Origin of the sequence: Kitasatospora sp. NPDC058170 (genome assembly GCF_042883905.1) — a bacterium.
Lineage (GTDB): Bacteria > Actinomycetota > Actinomycetes > Streptomycetales > Streptomycetaceae > Kitasatospora.
Map to the genome: position 1 here is coordinate 36,778 of NZ_JBHVUV010000035.1, position 16,154 is coordinate 52,931.

Annotated in this window: 12 protein-coding genes; 3 read left to right on the forward strand and 9 right to left on the reverse strand. The window is 74.4% G+C overall.

The genetic code is table 11. The features are described 5' to 3' along the window. Positions 1 to 5 precede the first annotated feature (5 nt). Both ACFVVX_RS31755 and ACFVVX_RS31760 read left to right on the forward strand, forming a co-directional pair. Positions 6 to 1,502, forward strand: coding sequence for an MFS transporter (locus ACFVVX_RS31755; protein WP_387950690.1), 1,497 nt, complete (start codon positions 6 to 8; stop codon positions 1,500 to 1,502). Positions 1,503 to 1,709: 207 nt separating this feature from the next. After that, on the forward strand, positions 1,710 to 2,990 hold the full coding sequence (locus ACFVVX_RS31760; RefSeq protein WP_387950692.1) for a carbohydrate-binding protein: 1,281 nt from the start codon (positions 1,710 to 1,712) through the stop codon (positions 2,988 to 2,990). A gap of 65 nt (positions 2,991 to 3,055) precedes the next feature. Here the strand turns inward: ACFVVX_RS31760 and ACFVVX_RS31765 are convergent, their stop codons facing one another. From ACFVVX_RS31765 to ACFVVX_RS31775, 3 genes are read right to left on the reverse strand one after another with little or no spacing between them, the layout of a single operon-like run. Then, positions 3,056 to 5,959, reverse strand: coding sequence for a hypothetical protein (locus ACFVVX_RS31765; protein ID WP_387950694.1), 2,904 nt, complete (start codon positions 5,957 to 5,959; stop codon positions 3,056 to 3,058). Between the two features lie 3 nt (positions 5,960 to 5,962). Beyond that, entirely contained in the window at positions 5,963 to 7,882 is a 1,920-nt protein-coding gene (locus ACFVVX_RS31770; RefSeq protein ID WP_387950696.1) for an HSP90 family protein, read from the reverse strand. 50 nt (positions 7,883 to 7,932) lie between these two features. Continuing rightward, positions 7,933 to 8,961 carry a hypothetical protein gene (locus ACFVVX_RS31775; protein ID WP_387950697.1) on the reverse strand — a complete coding sequence of 343 codons (1,029 nt, stop codon included), beginning with the start codon at positions 8,959 to 8,961 and terminating at the stop codon, positions 7,933 to 7,935. A 450-nt stretch (positions 8,962 to 9,411) separates the two neighbouring features. Between ACFVVX_RS31775 and ACFVVX_RS31780 the strand changes: the two genes are divergently transcribed. Next, positions 9,412 to 9,738: a hypothetical protein gene (locus ACFVVX_RS31780; protein ID WP_387950698.1), complete on the forward strand. Its 327-nt coding sequence runs from the start codon at positions 9,412 to 9,414 to the stop codon at positions 9,736 to 9,738. A 152-nt stretch (positions 9,739 to 9,890) separates the two neighbouring features. Here ACFVVX_RS31780 and ACFVVX_RS31785 read toward each other — a convergent pair whose 3' ends face one another. The 6 genes from ACFVVX_RS31785 to ACFVVX_RS31810 all read right to left on the reverse strand — a co-directional run bounded on the left by ACFVVX_RS31785 (position 9,891) and on the right by ACFVVX_RS31810 (position 15,951). Continuing rightward, complete coding sequence (locus tag ACFVVX_RS31785; protein WP_387950700.1) at positions 9,891 to 10,559, reverse strand: enoyl-CoA hydratase/isomerase family protein; 669 nt, start codon at positions 10,557 to 10,559, stop codon at positions 9,891 to 9,893. A gap of 163 nt (positions 10,560 to 10,722) precedes the next feature. Continuing rightward, the gene (locus tag ACFVVX_RS31790; protein WP_387950702.1) at positions 10,723 to 12,318 is read right to left on the reverse strand and encodes an AMP-binding protein; all 1,596 of its coding nucleotides are present in this window, start codon (positions 12,316 to 12,318) and stop codon (positions 10,723 to 10,725) included. A gap of 10 nt (positions 12,319 to 12,328) precedes the next feature. Next, positions 12,329 to 12,865: an acyl-CoA thioesterase gene (locus tag ACFVVX_RS31795; RefSeq protein WP_387950703.1), complete on the reverse strand. Its 537-nt coding sequence runs from the start codon at positions 12,863 to 12,865 to the stop codon at positions 12,329 to 12,331. A gap of 182 nt (positions 12,866 to 13,047) precedes the next feature. Continuing rightward, a complete protein-coding gene (locus ACFVVX_RS31800) occupies positions 13,048 to 13,995 on the reverse strand; it encodes an acyl-ACP desaturase (protein ID WP_387950704.1) in 948 nt (315 codons plus the stop codon). After that, complete coding sequence (locus ACFVVX_RS31805) at positions 13,992 to 14,291, reverse strand: hypothetical protein (protein WP_387950706.1); 300 nt, start codon at positions 14,289 to 14,291, stop codon at positions 13,992 to 13,994. Before ACFVVX_RS31805 ends, ACFVVX_RS31800 begins: the two co-directional genes overlap by 4 nt. 166 nt (positions 14,292 to 14,457) lie before the next feature. Next, the gene (locus ACFVVX_RS31810; RefSeq protein ID WP_387950708.1) at positions 14,458 to 15,951 is read right to left on the reverse strand and encodes an MFS transporter; all 1,494 of its coding nucleotides are present in this window, start codon (positions 15,949 to 15,951) and stop codon (positions 14,458 to 14,460) included. Between the last annotated feature and the right edge of the window lie 203 nt (positions 15,952 to 16,154).

A 16,154-nucleotide genomic window follows, 5' to 3' on the forward strand; every position in this document is an offset into this window, starting at 1 on the left:
ACTTCATGGCCGAGCACTCCACCGCGCCCGCCGGCACCGCCGACGGCGCCACCCGCACCGCCCACGACGCCCCGCCCGCCTACCGCTGGCGGTGGACCGCCCTGATCGCGCTGCTCACCGCCGAGGCGATGAACCTGCTCGACGCCACCATCGTCCAGGTCGCCGGCCCCGTCATCCACGCCGACCTCGGCGGCGCCACCGCCACGATCCCCTGGTACAGCGCCGCCTACACCCTCGCCTTCGCCCTGGGCCTGCTCACCGCCGCCCGCCTCGGCGACATCGCCGGCCGCCGCCGCGTCTTCCGGATCGGCGTCAGCGCGTTCGCCCTCACCTCGCTGGCCTGCGCACTCGCCCCCGGCGCCGCCGTCCTCATCGGCATGCGCACGGTGCAGGGCGCCGCCGCGGCCCTGATCATCCCCCAGACCTTCGGGCTGATCCGCGCCATGTTCGACGGCGACGAGCTCCCCAAGGCGCTGGGCACCATCGGCCCGGTCATGGGCCTGTCCGCGGTCCTCGGCCCCGCCCTGGGCGGCGTGCTGACCCACGCCGACCTGTTCGGCACCTCCTGGCGGGCGGTGTTCCTGGTCAACCTGCCGCTCGCGGCCGCCGTCCTGGCCATCACCCCGCGCCTGCGCGAGGACCGCGCGCCCGTCCGCCCCCGCCTCGATCCGGTCGGCACCGCGCTGGCGATGGCCGGCACCGCGCTGCTGGTGTGCCCGCTCGCCGCCGGCACCGGCGCGCCGGACGACAGCGCGTGGGCCGCCGCCGGGCTGGGCGCGCTCGTCCTGGCCGTCTTCGCCGCCCACCAGCGGCGTGCGGCCGCCGCCGGCCGCACGCCGCTGGTCGAGCCGTCCCTGCTGCGCGGCCGCGCCTTCCCCGCCGCGCTGGCCACCTCCACCCTGTTCTTCGCCGTCATGAACGGCGTCATGATCACCGTGGTGCTGCAGCTGGAACTTGGCCTGCACACCGGCCCGCTGACCGCCGGCCTCACCCTGCTGCCGTGGTCCGCCGGCCTGGCCGTCGCCTCCTGGGCGGCCGGCAGCCACCTCGTCCCCCGCTACGGCGCCCGGGTCCTGCACGCCGGTGTCGCCGCCCTCGCCGCCGGCCTGGCAGCCGCGGCCCTCGCCTACCGGGCCGCGCCCGCCGGGGACTACCCGACCGGCCTGCCGTTCGCCCTCGCCCTGGCCGGCCTCGGCGTGGGCCTGTTCACCCCGCCGTTCTTCACCACCGCGCTGAGCCGCGTCTCCCCGCAGGAGACCGGCTCGGCGGCGGGGCTCCTCAACGCCGTCCAGCAACTCGGCGGCACGCTCGGCGTCGCCGTCGTCGGCGGCGTCTACCTGGCGGGCGACGGCTCCGGGCGGGCCGCCGGGCTCAGCGCCCAGCACGCGCTGGGGACGGCCGGGGCGCTGCTCGCGGCGGCCGCGGTGGCGGCCTGGGCGATGACCGCGCGCCGCGCGGCCCGCGGCGGCACGGAAGCCCACGGGGCCGGTGCGGCGCACTGAGCGCGCACCGGAAACGCGGGCCGCACCGACCGCCCGGACCGCGGTGACGAAGGCTTGACCGCCACAGGGTTGACGGACTTTCCAGACAGGTCTATACCAGTGGAGGCCGCCCGCAAGTTCGCCCTGCCGTGCGGCTGTTGAGCCCGCTGCGCCGCCCCCACCTTGGCGCGGACGGGCCTTCCCCTGCCGTTTCCTGGAGAGGTTCCGATGGAACGCGCCCTTCCCCCACAGCACTCCACCGTCCACCCGCACCGCAGACGCCACCGGACCGCCGCCGCCGTGGCCGGGGTGCTCGGCCTGCTGGCCGGCGGCCTCGCGGCCCTGGCCGGAACCGGCTCCGCGAGCGCCGCCGCCGAGACCGCCAACACCGGTCTGGGCAGCAACTGGTACGCCTCGGCGCCGTACCTGATGCCCGAGGACAACAGCCCGCCGGACGCGGCCGCGGTGATGGACGCCACCGGGCAGAAGGCCTTCCAGCTCGCCTTCATCCTGGACAAGGGCGGCTGTACGCCGGCCTGGGGCGGCACCTCCTCGATCGACACCGACACCACCATGCCGGCCGTCATCCAGACCATCCGCGCCAAGGGCGGCGACGTCTCGGTCTCGGTCGGCGGCTACGGCGGCAACAAGCTCGGCCAGGGCTGCGGCACCCCGGAGGCCACCGCCGCCGGGTACCAGAAGGTGGTCACCAAGTACCAGTTGAAGGCGATCGACTTCGACCTGGAGGAGCCGGAGTACGAGAACGCGGCCGCCATCCACAACGAGATCGGCGCCGCCCGCATCCTGCAGCAGAACAACCCCGGCCTGTACGTCTCGATCACCACCGCCGGAACCGGCGCGGGCACCGGCTGGTTCGGCCAGCAGATGCTCAACGAGGCCAAGTCGCAGGGCTTCACGCCCGACAACTACTCGATCATGCCCTTCGACGGCGGCTTCAACGGCGCCACCGCGCAGACCGACGCACTGGTCGCGTTCAACCGCATCCTGCAGACCACCTTCGGCTGGAGCGAGGCCAACGCCTACGCCCACGAGGGCGTCTCGCTGATGAACGGGCGCACCGACGCGGCCGAGTACTTCCGCCAGGCGGACTTCCAGACCGTGCTGGACTTCGCCACCGCGCACAAGCTGGCCCGGTACACCTACTGGTCGGTCAACCGCGACCGGCAGTGCCCGGGGACGGTCGACCCCGGCCTGTCCGGCTCGTGCTCCAGCGTGGCCCAGAACGACTGGGACTTCACCCGGTTCACCGTGAAGTTCGCGGGCGCCACCCCGCCCACCACACCGCCCACGACCCCGCCCACCACACCGCCGACCAGCCCGCCGCCGGGCGTCTGCAGCGACCCGGCGTGGAGCGCCGGCACCACCTACACGAGCGGCAACAAGGTCTCCTACAGCGGCCACAAGTACCACGCCAAGTGGTGGACGCTGAACGAGAACCCGTCCGCGAGCGGCCAGTGGGGCGTCTGGTCCGACGACGGCCCCTGCTGATCCCCCGCACGGCCCGGGTGGGCCCGCCGCACCGGCGGGCCCACCCGGGCTGCGCTCCCGCCGGGCTACTGCGCCAGCCGGCCCCACAGGTCGGCCAGGATCCCCGCCGCCTCGGACAGGCCCGCCGCGCGGCAGCGCTCGATCGCCGGGGTGAGCCTGGCCCGGGCGGCGGCAGGGCGGCCGAGGTCGGTGCCCTCGATCAGCGCGGCCAGCCGGACCGACTCGGCCCGGCGCGTCTCCGCCGGCCCGCCGCCCGCCTCGTAGGCGGTGACCGCCCGCTCCGCCGAGGCCAGCGCCTCCTCGTGGCGGCCGGCCACCGCGTAGACCCGGGCCCGCTCGTAGTGGGCGGCGCCGCGCAGGTACCAGTCGGTGTACTCCTGGCCGTGCTCCTCGGCACGCTGCCGGACGGCGTCCGCCTCGGCCAGCCGCGCCAGGGCGGACTCCAGCCCGTCCGCGCCCTCGGCCCGCATCGTCAGCCGGGCGAGCTCCCGCAGCATCGCCGCGATCTGGTCCGCCCGGTCGGACTCGGCGTGCGCGGCGAGGGCCCGCTCGCGGGCCGTGTGGGCGGCCTCCCAGAGCTCCGCGTTGGCCAGGGCGATGGTCGCCTCGGCGGCGACCAGGGTGTGGGTGTTCCGGTCGTCCTCCCAGCCGGCGACCACATCGGCGAGCCGGAGGTACTCCTCCGCCGAGTCCCGGTACTCCTCCAGCTCGAACAGCCCGCGGGCGAGGTCCAGCCGGGCCTGCGCCAGCATCCGCTCGTCCGGCTCCGGGCCCGCCTCCAGCAGCACCGACTCCAGGACGGCCACCGCGTCGGCCGGCCGGTCGGCGTCCCGCAGCACGTCGGCCAGCTGAAGCCGGACCCGGGCGGCCTCCTCGGCGCACGCCGCGCCCTCGCGGTCGAACCGGGCCGCGGCCTCGGAGAGCGCCCGGACGGCCGCGGCGGTGTCCCCGAGGTGCGCGCAGGCGTGGCCGAGCATCGTGTACGTCGGGCCGAACGGGTAGGAGTCGTCGGCCCACCGGACGGCCTCGGCGAGCGCCCGGTGGAACACCGTGACCGCCTCGGCCGTCTCGCCCGACTGGAGCAGCACCTGCCCGAGCAGGCCCAGCACCCGCGGGGTGTGCCAGGGCAGCCCGGCGCCCTCCAGCAGCTCCAGGGTCTGCCTCATACCCGCGGCCGCCTCCGCGAGGCGGCCCTGGCGGGCGGCCACGTCGGCGGTGTACTGGCGGGCGGTCGCAGTGCGCCGGACGGCGCCCTGCTCGGCGGCCGCCTCGCCGTAGCGCGCCACGGCGGCCTCGAACCGCTCGACCACCTCGGCCGACGGCTCCGGCAGGGCGTGCACCAGGTCGAAGTGCGCGGAGAAGGCCCGGGAGTGGAGGACGACCAGGTGGTCGTCCGGGTCGATGGTCCCCGCGGCCGCCAGCTCGGCGCAGCGGAGCAGCGCGTCGTCCAGGGCGGGCCAGTCCGTCGTCACGCCCTCGACGTCGCCGAGCTCCACGACGAGCGCGCGGGTGCGCAGCGCCAGCGCCCGGCCGGGCATCCCCTCCTGCTCGAACAGGTCGGCGGCGCGGAGGAGTTCGGCCTTGCCGCGGGTCCAGTCGTCCCGGTCGAGGGCGTCCGCGGCCCGCTGCTCGGCGATCTCGGCGCGCAGCCGCCCGGCGGTGCCGGCCGCGGTCCCCTCCCGGTGGACGTAGCCGTCCGCCTCGAAGCGCTCGGTGACGGTCCGCCAGAGCCGGTCGGAGTCGGGGTGGGCGACGGTGTCCAGCTCGCGGGCGCGGGCGACCAGGTCGGCGAAGTCCTCCGGCACCGGTTCGGCCGCGCGGCGCGGCGCCGGCGGCGCGCTCTCCACCAGCTGCGACGCGGCGGCGCGGACGCCGAGGGCGAGCGGCTCGGCGAGCAGCGGGCGGCGGGCGAGGCGCTCGCGCCGGCTCTCGCCGATCCGGCCGGTGCCGTTGCGGGCGTCGAAGCGGGCGGCCAGTTCGTCCGCCTCGGTGCGGACGCGGGCCAGCAGCGTGTCCACCGTCCAGGTGCCCCCGGGCGGGCCGCTGACGGTCAGCCCGCCGTGGCCGCGCTCGGCGAGCAGGGCGACCAGGACCTCGACGCCGGTGAGGAAGCCGAGCCGGCCCAGCGGGTCGCCGGTGGCGGCGAACAGGTCGCGGTTCTCGGAGAGGATCTCCAGGCCGCGCGGCTCGTTGCCGGAGAGCGCGCAGAACTCCAGGTGCAGGCCGATCACCCGGGCCATCCCGGCCTTGCCGCGGGCGAACCGGTAGCCGACCAGGTGGCTGGAGCGGGCCTCGTCCAGCCGGCCCAGGCGCAGCATCGGCAGCAGTGCGTTGGCGTGGCTGAGGTAGGGCTCCTCGGCGCAGGTGCTCTCGCCGTCCAGTACCGGCTGCCAGACCTCCAGTGCGCGCCGGTCGTCGCCGGCCCGCACGTGGTGGACGGCCTGCGAGCGGATCTCGCAGGCGGCGCAGTCGCTCAGTCCGGTCCGCGGCCGGGCGGCCCACAGGTCGAAGGCGTCCGCCTCGCCGGTGCCGGTGTGCGCGGCCAGGTGGTAGCGCTGGGCGTAGTAGGGCTGGAGCCCGTGCCCGGCGGCGCGGTAGCGGTCGCGCATCTCGGTGTGCCAGCGGCGGATCCCGTCGAGCGGGACGTCGGGCGTGCCGATCAGCGAGGAGGCCACCCACTTGAAGCGCCAGAAGACCTGCTGGCCGGCCCACTCGCCGAAGGCCTCCGGTTCGCGCTCCCACAGCTTGAGCACCCGGGCGAAGACCACCGGGGACTTGGTCCGCTCGCCGTCGTACTGGTAGGCCTCCATCAGCTCCAGCAGCGCCATCGCCCGGGTCGCGGTGTCGTCGAACTGCTCGGCCGCGTCGACGAGTTCCTCGGCGGTGACGGTCCGCTGGCGGCCGTAGGGGCGGGCGTCGTTCTCCCGCAGGGCCGCCATCACGGCCTCGGTGGTGTCCAGTCGGTCCATCGGTCAGGACTCCTTCTGCGGGCCGGCCGACTCGTGGCCGAGCATGGCGTGGTCGAGCAGGCTGATGAACGACCGGTTGAGCAGGGCGCTCTCGCTGGAGCGCAGCGGGCGGCGGGTCAGCAGCACCGCCTGGCCGTAGAGGGCCTCGACGGCGGTGACCGCGAGCTCGCGGCCGGTGATGGAGGCGGCCCGGCGCACCAGCGGGTTGAGGTGGTTGAGCACCAGCTGGGCGCGGGGCACCTCGGCGCGCAGCGAGCCGAGGATGTCCGCCCACAGGCCGTCGGCCTCGTCGGCGAGTTGGGCGCGGGTGCGCTCGTGCCGGGCCTCCCGGTTGTCCAGCAGCAGGGCGGGCGCGCTGGTGGGGTGGAAGCTGCGCAGGGCGACGTCGCAGTCGAAGCGGCCGACCACCTCGCGGGCGATGGTGAGGAAGGCCGCGGCGGCGAGCTCGGCGGCCGGGTCGACGGTGTCCAGGTGGGCGGTGACGGTGGTCGGGTCGAGGTCGGCCACCGAGGTGCCCGGGCGGATCTCGGGCAGCCGGTGCACCAGGTCGCGGTCGTAGGTGTAGCCGCCGTTGACGACGCCGAGGCCGGCGGCGCCGGCGATCGGGGCGACCTGGCGGAACTCCTCGACGGTCCGGGTGACCAGGACGACCGGGTGGGTCCGGGCGAACTCGTCCAGGGTGACGTTGCCGTCGGTGGTCTCGAACGGCAGCCAGGGCAGCAGCATCCGAAGCAACTCGTCGTCGTAGCGCGCGAGTTCCTTGACCGCCAGGTGGTGCACGGAGATGAAGCGGTGCAGCAGCGCCGGGTCGCTGGCGGACAGGCCGGTGAGCCAGTCGCGGATCCGGGCGCCGAGCGCGTCCCGGACGGCGGCGAGGGTCTCGTCGGCGTACAGGCCCTCGCGGGAGGCGGTGGGGCGCAGACCGTCGGTGTCGACCACGCAGCGGACGAAGAACGCCCAGTCGGGCAGGAGTTCGGCGGCCTGATCGGAGAGCAGCATGCCCTTGAGGTGGACCCGGTGGCCGGCCCGGCGGGAGGGCGCGGCGGCGTCCGGCAGGACGTAGGCGACGCCGCGCAGGCCGACCAGCGGCAGGTCCAGCTCGATGGTGTCCAGCGGGGTGAAGTCGAAGGTGGCGCGGCAGTACTCGGCGAGCGCGTCGCGGCGGGCCAGCGGGGAGCCCTGCCGGTCGGCCCACGGCGGGGTGTGGTTGACCCGGTGGGCGGTGCCCCGGCCGTCGACCACGGTGACCTCGTGGCGCAGCAGGCTGCCGAAGTCCCGGGCCAGCGACAGGACGCGGTCCGCCCTGGTCCACTCGGCGGCGTCGGCGCGCGGCGCCAGCCGGACGGTGGTGCCGGGCTCCGGCTTGGCCTCCGGCGGCAGCGTGCGGATGGTGTACCGGCCGTCGGAGGCGCCGCGCCACTCGATGACGGGCGCGTCCGGGGTGGCGGCGGAGCGGGTGACGACGGTGATCTCGTCGGCGACCACGAAGCAGGCGAGCAGGCCGATGCCGAACTGGCCGATGAAGTCGCCGCGGGCGCCGGCCAGTCCGGCGCCGTCCAGCCGGCCCTCGGCGTCGCGCTTGGAGCTGCGGCCGATGGTGGCGAGGAAGGTGTGGACGTCGGCCTCGGTGAGGCCGATGCCGGTGTCGGTCACCGTGAGGTCGTCGGCGGCGTGGACGGTGATCCGGGCGGGCGCCGCCGGGTCGAGGGCCTGCCGGGCGGAGATCGCGTCCACCGCGTTCTGCAGGAGTTCGCGCAGGTAGACCCGGGGGCTGGAGTAGAGGTGGTGGGAGAGCAGGTCCACCAGGCCGCGCAGGTCCACCTGGAAGGTGTGGGCGCTCGCGGGGTCACCGCCGTCCGTCTGGTGCGCGGGCGGCTTCGGGGCGGACGGGTCGGCGTGGGACGGGTTCTCGTGACGGGACACCGGAAAGGCTCTTTCGGTCGCGTGGGTGACGGTGGGGCGGCGGCGCGCGGTCAGCGGGCCTGGCGGGCGCACCGGTCCCGGTGGGCGCGGAAGTTCTCGACCGGGTCGCCGGAGAGGTAGTGCCAGGGGGCTTCGGTGACGGTGCCGTCGAGCGCCTCGAACAGTGCGTGCGCGGTCTGCGCGTCACCGGCCAGCGCGAAGGTCATCGCGAAGGTGTTGTGGGCCTTCTGCCAGCCGAGCGAGCGCCGGTACGCCGGGTGCAGGACGGACCGCTCGGCCGCCTCGCGCAGTTCGGCCCGGACCGCCGGGCTCGCCAGGTGGGCGCGGTCCTCGCCGTCCGGCAGGTCGAGCCAGCGCTCCAGGTGCGCGAGGGCGACCAGCTCGCCCAGCGGGCTGCCCTCGGGGGCGTCGAGCATCGAGGCGCGGGCGAACGCGTGCATCGCCTCGTGCGAGCCGCCCCACTTGGCGCAGAGCTGCTGCAGCCGCTGCTTGTGCGAGCCGAGGTGCCCCGGCCCCCGGCGCACCGCCGCCTCGAAGCGGTAGCGGCCGATCTCCCGGCCGAGCGAGGCGCCGCGGGCGCTGATCTGCAGGAAGTACCAGGGGGCGAGCCACTGCGGCTCGCGCTCGGCCACCTCGAACAGCTGCTCCTCGGCGGTCTCCAGCCGCTCGTGGAAGGTCTTCCACTGCTCCTCGGAGACGTACTCGGCCCGCTGGCGGGTGCGCGCCTCCCAGGCCCAGGCGACCTGCCGGGCGCCGGAGAGCAGCAGCGGCAGGGCGGACTCCGGCTCGTCGGCGACGGCCCGGCCGATCCACTCCTCGACCCCGCGGACGTCGGCCAGCTCGGCCAGGATCCAGGTCAGCTCGGTCTGGTCGCCGACGGCCGCCAGCCCCGGCCGCAGCGCGGCCCAGTCCCCCGCGTCCGCCTGCGCGCGCAGCAGCGCCAGCCCCTCGTCCCGGTACGCCGGATCCAGCACGGGCGACCCGGCACCCTGCCCGGCGGAGCCGCGCCGCCCGAACCCCCAGCGCCCGGACCGGCCCTCGGCCGTGTCCGTGCCGGAGCCGCGTCGGAAAAGCGCCATCGGTAAGGCCCCCTCAAAGCATCATTGGCATGTTTCGCATGGCCGCTCGTCAGCCACTCCAGACGCACTGCATATCACGCACGCCTGACAGCTCCGCCGCCCAGCCCCAGGTCACGGGGCGTCCGCGGGCCGTCGCCCGGCGGTGTCCGACGGACCGTCGGGCCGGGGGCCGAGGGGGGGCGGGTCGTGCGCCGGCGCGGTCGCCGAGGGGGCACGAGGGTGGTCACGAGGGGGCACGAGGGTGGTCACGAGGGGGCACGAGGGTGGTCACGAGGGGGCGGGTGGGCCTGCTTCCAGGCCTGCTCGAACGGGGCCCGCAGGGCGGCGACCACGCCGGGGCCGCGGCCGGAGGAGAACCCCCGCGGACACCGGCGGCATGTTGCTGCCAGACAGAACCGTGACAGCGGTACGGATCCGCACAGCGGCCGGCGATCCGTCACCCTGTCGTAGGTGTACGTGATTCGCGTCCACCTGGAGACGCCCAGTGGTCGCCCGCCCCGCGAGCCGGTGGCGGCGCCCGCCGTGCGGCACGGACTGGAGCACGGGCTCCGCGGTCCGGCCCGGCTCAGCCACGCCCGGATCCGGTCGACCGCGGGCGCGTTGGACGCGGTGGTGTTCGTGGCGGCCGGCACCTTGTTAGAGGCCGAGGACGGCCTGCGCGCCGCCTGCGGCGAACTCACCGGCGCCGACGGCCCGCTGAGCGGCTGGCGGCTGCTGCACTGCGAGGCCGACTCCTGGCTGGCCCTGGGTCTGCACGAGCTGCCGACCCCCAACTGACCTGCCGAGCAAGCCTGCTGCCGGCAGCTCTCGCAGAACGACCGGACAGGTCAGGCTGGTTGCCGGGCGGGTCGGGCCCCGGACCGTGGCGACCGCCACCGGCCCGGGGCCCGACCCGCGGCAGTCCCGCACCGCGCCGGCGCACCGCCTGGTCAGACGACCGTCGGGGTGCGCAGCGCGGCCAGCGTCCCGGAGTACAGCATCTCCTTGATCTGCCCCCGGGCCGGACGCGACTTCCCGGCCAGCGGCCGGGCGAACTCGACAGCTGCACCGAGCAGTTGTCCGGCGTCCGCGACCGCGTCGACGATCCCGGCGGCGAGCGCCTGCTCGCCGCCGTAGCGGCGGCCGGTGGTCATCGCCTCGTGGGCGACCTGCGGGGCGAGCCGGGCCCGGAGCAGGTCGGACATCCCCTGCTGGAAGGACAGGTCGAGGTCCACCTCGGGCAGGCAGACGTACCCGCGGTCGGCGCGCATCACCCGGAAGTCGTGGGCCAGCGCCCACATCGCCCCGGCGGCGAAGGTGTGCCCGTTGAGCGCGGCCACCGTGACCACCGGCGAGGCCAGCGTCCGGGCCAGCAGCGCGTGCACCCGGTCCAGGTACGCGGCGTACTGGTCGCCGTTGTTCAGCAGCCAGTCCAGGTCCAGGCCGTTCGACCAGAACTTCCCGCTGCCCGCGGTGACCAGCGCGCGCGGGCCGTCCGCGGCCTCCACCTCGTCGAGCGCCGCCTCCAGTGCGGCGAGCCGATCGGGGTGGAAGCGGTTCTCGTCATCGGCGTCGAGGTGCAGGACGAAGACCTCGCCGTCCCGTTCCAGCTTCGGCATGCAGCATCGCTCCTATCGCGTAGTGGCGCCCTTGCCCGCGCAGGCCCCTGCCCGCACGGACCCCTGCCTGCACGGACCCTGCCCGCGTACGGAACCCTTCCCGCGCACGGACGGGCGGAAAGCAGTCGCCAGGAGGCGGGATCGCGCGGATCCGCCCCCGGCCTCAGCCCTCCAGGCCGAACGTCAGCCCTTCCAGCCGCCCCTGCTCGTACGCCGCCACGATCGCCCGCCGCTGCAGCTTGCCGCTGCTGGTGCGCGGGAGCTGCCCGGGCTTCAGGTAGTGGACGTCCCCGGCGTGGACCGTCACACCGATCGCCTGCACCAGGTGCTCGACGATCCGCGCCCGGCTGCCCGGCACGTCCACCCGCGCCTCGCGCTCGACCTCGGTCAGCACGACGATGTCGGCGCCGATCTGCGCGACCGCCGTCCGGCCGTCGCGGACGAACGGCAGCTGCTCCACCGCCTGTTCGAAGTCGGCGGCGAACAGGCTGCGGCCGTTGACCTTGATCCGGTCGCTGATCCGGCCGGTGATGAACAGCTCGCCGTCGGCGAGGAAGCCGATGTCACCGGTGGCGTAGTAGCCGTCCTCGCCCAGGATCGGCAGGTCGGTGCCGTAGTAGGCGGCGGCCAGGCTGCCCCCGGCGAGCTCGATCTCGCCGAGTTCGCCCTCCCCGCAGATCCGCCCGTCCTCGTCGCGCAGCCGCACGGCGAACTCCGCGAGCGGCGGGCCCACCGAGATCGCCGGCAGGCCGGACGGCGAGGCGGCCACCCGGACGGGGCTGCCGACCGGGCGGCTCGCCACCAGCAGGACGGCCTCGGCCATCCCGTAGCAGGGCATGAAGACGTCGCGCCGCAGGCCGGCGGGCGCCATCAGGTCCAGGAAGGACTCCAGGTTCGGCAGGTTGATCGGCTCGCTGCCGAGGTAGACCGACCGCATCCCGGAGAGGTCGATCTCGGCGATCTCCTCGGGGTCGAGGTCCTGCATCAGCTTGAGCGAGTAGTCGACCGCGAAGTTCGGGATGACGGTGCCGATGGCCCGCTCCCGGCCCATGTGCTCCCACCAGCCGCGCGCGTCGAACAGGAAGGTCACCGGCTCGGCGAGCAGCAGGTCGCAGCCGGCCGCGAAGCAGGAGAGCATCCCGCCGACCAGACCCATGTCGTGGTAGAGCGGCAGCCAACTGCTCACCCGCTCCTCGGGCTTGCGGCCGTCGGTGCGGGTGATCATGGCCAGGTTGGCGCGCAGGGCGCCCTGCCGGACGGGTATCCCCTTGGGGAAGGAGGTCGAGCCGGACGAGAACTGCACGAAGGCCAGCTCGTCCTCCCCCGGCGTCCGCAGCCGGGCCCCGGCCTTGCGCAGGCCGGCCGGCGGCAGCGGGAGGGTCTCGACCGGCAGGTCGACGGTGGCCAGGGTCGGCACGTCCAGGACGCGGACCGCGCCGTGGTCCCGCGCCACCCGGGCCAGGAACTCCTGGTAGCCGTCCTTCGGTGTGTTCAGCACGAACGGCTTCACGGACAGCGGTACCGCGCCGAGCTCCAGCAGTCCGAGGAACGAGAGGATCACCGGCAGGGAGGTCTCGAACGGGAAGAGCACCCGGGATCCGGGGGCGATGCCCTGCTCGCGGAAGAAGTCCGCGTAGGCGGCGATCCGCTCGGGGAACTCCCGGTAGGCGGTGAACTCCGGCGGATCGGAGAACTTGTCGTAGAGGTAGAGCCCCCGCTCGGGCGGGCACTCCTGGTTGCGCTGGATGAGTTCGAGCACCGGGCCCCTCCTACTGGTTGATGGTCGCCGCCGAGGCGGCCTCGGACACGGACGCGGGCACGGACACCAGCGCGGGCACGACGGCCGACGCGTGCACCGAAGCGGCTTCCGCGGCCTCCGGCGTGGACGCGGCGAGGAAGTCCTGCAGGGACACCAGGCACCGCTGCCCCGCGTCCAGGAAGGCCACCGTCACCAGCGCGTCCACCGCGGGCCGGTCGGCCCCCTCCGGACCGTCCCCCGCCAGGTGGATCCGCTGCCGGAACCGCGCCCGGAAGGTCATCCCCTCCTCGTCCCACTCCTCCTCGGAGGGCGTCACCAGGGAGGTCCGGACCTCGACCCGTCCGCGCGGGATCTCGGCCAGGTAGTCGATCTCGGTGCGGGCGACCACCGCGATCATCCGGTCGCCGTGGACGAGCCCCAGCCTGCCGAGCCAGTCCCACCGCCCGGCCTCCAGGTACTCGAGGGCGACCGCGTTGTTGACGTGCCCCAGCACGTCGAGGTCGTTGGGGCGCACCGGGAGCATGAGGCGTGATTCGCCGAAGAACACGTCGGAACCGTCCGATTGATCGTGCGGGAGTCTGCCGGGCGAGGCGCCGGCCGGGGGCGGAGGGCGCCGACCGCCCTCCGCCTGCTGCACATACCGCTGCCCGCGGTGCCGTACGGCACCGCGCGGCGCCACCGGGCGGACGCGGCGCTCACACCGTGCCGCGCGGCGCCCAGCGGGCCGCGTCAGCTGTCGAGCAGGTCCATCCAGGCGTCCTCGACCTCGTCCCGGGAGTGGACCTCGATCCCGGTGATCTTCTTGAGCGCGCCGCAGACCAGCTGCTCCTTCTTCTCCAGCGCCTCGGGCCGGTAGCCGGTGTCGGCGGTGTCGAGGTGGTCCCACCAGTTGACGTGGGTGCCGCGGTCCACACGCTGGTCCCGGGCGCTGCCCTGGAGTTCGCCGTCCTCGCGCAGGAACAGGTGGGCCACCGCGAAGGCGTCCTTGGCGGGGTACTCGCCGCTGTCCACCAGCGCCTTCGCGAAGGACACGAAGTAGTTGCGGTGCTGGATCTCGTCCGCCGCGACCTGCTTGAAGATCCGGCGCAGGCCCTCGTCCTGGATCACGTGCTGGCACTGGCCGTAGTTGACCGCGGCCGTGATCTCGGAGATCGCGAGCAGCACCAGGGTCCGGAGCATGTCGTCGTCCGGGAACACCTTGCGGAAGGCGAGGAAGGTCTCGTCGTCGATCGGCTCCATCCCGCTGACGTCGGCCAGCCGGTTGAAGACCGTCTCGTGGTGGGCCTCCTCCTCGTTCCAGTACCGGCTCCAGGTGCCGCAGGCCTCCATGACCGCCGCGAGCGCCGGGTTGGTCTTCTCCCAGCGGCGCACCTCGGCCTCGGCCTGGCGCTCCAGCCGGTCCGCGCCCGGCTTGGTGGTCAGCTCGGCGCGGCCGGCGTTCCAGACCAGGTTGCGGTCGAGCGGGGTGAGGCTGTCCAGGTCGACCGCCGAGAGCATCTCGACGACGCTCCACCGGCGGGACTCGTGCAGCCGCTGCTGCTCCCAGGTCACGTCGATCAGGGACATCTTCCGCACCGTCAGCGCGTCCCAGAGGTCGGTGATGATGGCCGGCGGCTCACTGGGGATGACCGACTTCCGGATGACCGGAACGGCGGTGTCCGACTCGATGATGCTCATGCGACCTCCTCCTTGGCCTTCTGGCGCTCGAACTCCTCGAGGAAGACCTTCAGCACCGTCGGGGTCGGGGTGTCGAGGGGCAGCGAGGGCAGCCGAACGCGCACGCCGTAGTCCTTGCGGAGACCGTTCGCGGTCCGGGCGAACGCCTCCATCAGATCAATGCTGTTGGTCATTTTCGGGCTGCGGCTGATCACCGCGGCCAGCGTCACGTCGTCGGCGAAAACCTCGTCGTCCGCGAGGCCGGCGTGCTCGCCGAATTTCTGCCGGATGTAGGACTCAACTTCGGGCGTCACCATAGTCCGGAATCATACAAGTTGGCCGCTGACCTGGCCAAGTGATCATAGTTACATTGCAGTTAACGTTGCGTCAGATACATTTCGGAGCAAGGTCCAATAACCTCCGTGATCCACTGGAGGGTTGAGATCGAATCAAGTGGCGCGACCGCGCCGTATTCCGCCGGAATTACTCCAGGACGGCCGTCTGGCCGGTGTCCGCCGACGGCTGCGGCCGCGTCGTGGAGCCCCGCCGGACGGTCACCGCCGCGAGCACCGCGACGGCCAGCGCGAAGCCGATCGCCAGGTACCAGGTGGCCCGGGCCCCGCCGAGCGCGTCGGCCCCGGACGAGGTCACGACGGACACCGCGAGGGCCGTGCCGAGCACCGCGCCGAGTTGGCGGAACGCCGCGTTGGCGGCGCTCGCGGTCGCCAGCCGGGCCGGTTCGACCCCGGCCAGCGCCACCGCGCCCAGCACCGGCCAGACCAGGCCGGCGCCGACGCCCATGACGGCGGCCCCGGGCAGCCAGTGCGTGAGGAAGTCCGGGCTGCGGCCGCCGCCCCAGAGCAGCAGCAGCGTGCCGGTGACGTAGGTCAGACAGCCCGCGATCACCACCGGCCGGTCCCCGAACCGCTCGGCGAGCCGGCTCGCGGGCCGGGCGACCAGCGCGGTGGCGATCGGCGGCGGTGTGGTGGCCAGTCCGGCCGTGATCAGCGACCAGTGCCAGTGCCCGGTCAGGAAGAGGATGTTGTTCAGGATGACGGCGTAGAAGGTCACCGAGAACAGCATCGAGCCGATGTTGCCGCCGACGGCGTTGCGCGAGCGCAGCAGGTCCAGCGAGATGACCGGCGCCGGGTGGCGCGCGCTGCGGAGCACCGCCAGCAGCGCCAGCGCGGCCCCGGCCGCCAGGCAGCCGAGAGTGCCGGGGGTCGTCCACTCCCAGTCCGGACCCTTGACCAGGCCCAACGCGAGCAGGCCGAGCGCCGCGCCGAGCAGGGCCGCGCCGAGGACGTCCGGGGTGGGACCGCCGCGTTCGCGCTGCTCGGTGAGGCGCCGGGAGGCCCAGACGGCGACCGCCCCGATCGGCACGTTCACCAGGAAGACCGCCCGCCAGGACCAGTGCTCGGCCAGCAGTCCGCCGAGTCCGGGGCCGATGCCGGCGGCCAGGGCCGCGGCCGCACCCCAGATGGTGACCGCGATCAGCCGTCTGGCCATCGGGAACATCGGCATCAGCAGCGCGAGCGAGGTCGGCACCAGGATCGCCGCACCCACCGCCTGCACCAGCCGGGCGGCGATCAGCACGGCGGCCGAGCCGGCCATCCCGCAGACCACCGAGGCGAGCGTGAAGACGGTGAGGCCGACGGCGAAGGAGCGGCGGCAGCCGAGCCGGTCGGCGGCGCGTCCGGCGGGCATCAGGAAGGCCGCGATCACCACGTTGTAGCCGTTGAGCACCCAGGAGAGCGTCGGCAGGTCCGTGGCGGAGAAGGTCGCGGCGATGTTCGGGAACGCCACGTTCACGATGGTGCTGTCCAGGAAGGCCACGAAGGCACCGAGGCAGCACAGCAGCACCAGGGCGACGGGCGGTCCGGCGGACGGCTCGGCAGGAGGTGCGGCGGGCGGATCGGCGGATGCGCCGCCCACGGCGCCCCGGCTCGCGCCGGACGTCACGGGTAGGTCGGCCATGCGGGCGTCCTTCCTCGGCGGACGGGTGGTCTGGTGCACCTCCGGGGGTGATCCGGCCACCGGAGCCGATCCGGTCCACCTGCGCGACCCCGCCACAGGACCGCCGTCAGGGCCGCCGTCAAGGCTGCCGCCGGCCCGCTCTCCCCCGATGGGCCGCACGCCCGGGCACGTGTGCAGGCACGCGCAAGGAGGCGTCTCCCCGC

Coding starts and splice junctions, on each gene's coding strand:
- ACFVVX_RS31755 (WP_387950690.1), top strand. CDS start 6: ATGGCCGAGCACTCCACCGCGCCCGCCGGCACCGCCGACGGCGCCACC.
- ACFVVX_RS31760 (WP_387950692.1), top strand. CDS start 1,710: ATGGAACGCGCCCTTCCCCCACAGCACTCCACCGTCCACCCGCACCGC.
- ACFVVX_RS31765 (WP_387950694.1), bottom strand. CDS start 5,959: ATGGACCGACTGGACACCACCGAGGCCGTGATGGCGGCCCTGCGGGAG.
- ACFVVX_RS31775 (WP_387950697.1), bottom strand. CDS start 8,961: ATGGCGCTTTTCCGACGCGGCTCCGGCACGGACACGGCCGAGGGCCGG.
- ACFVVX_RS31785 (WP_387950700.1), bottom strand. CDS start 10,559: ATGCCGAAGCTGGAACGGGACGGCGAGGTCTTCGTCCTGCACCTCGAC.
- ACFVVX_RS31800 (WP_387950704.1), bottom strand. CDS start 13,995: ATGAGCATCATCGAGTCGGACACCGCCGTTCCGGTCATCCGGAAGTCG.
- ACFVVX_RS31805 (WP_387950706.1), bottom strand. CDS start 14,291: ATGGTGACGCCCGAAGTTGAGTCCTACATCCGGCAGAAATTCGGCGAG.
- ACFVVX_RS31810 (WP_387950708.1), bottom strand. CDS start 15,951: ATGGCCGACCTACCCGTGACGTCCGGCGCGAGCCGGGGCGCCGTGGGC.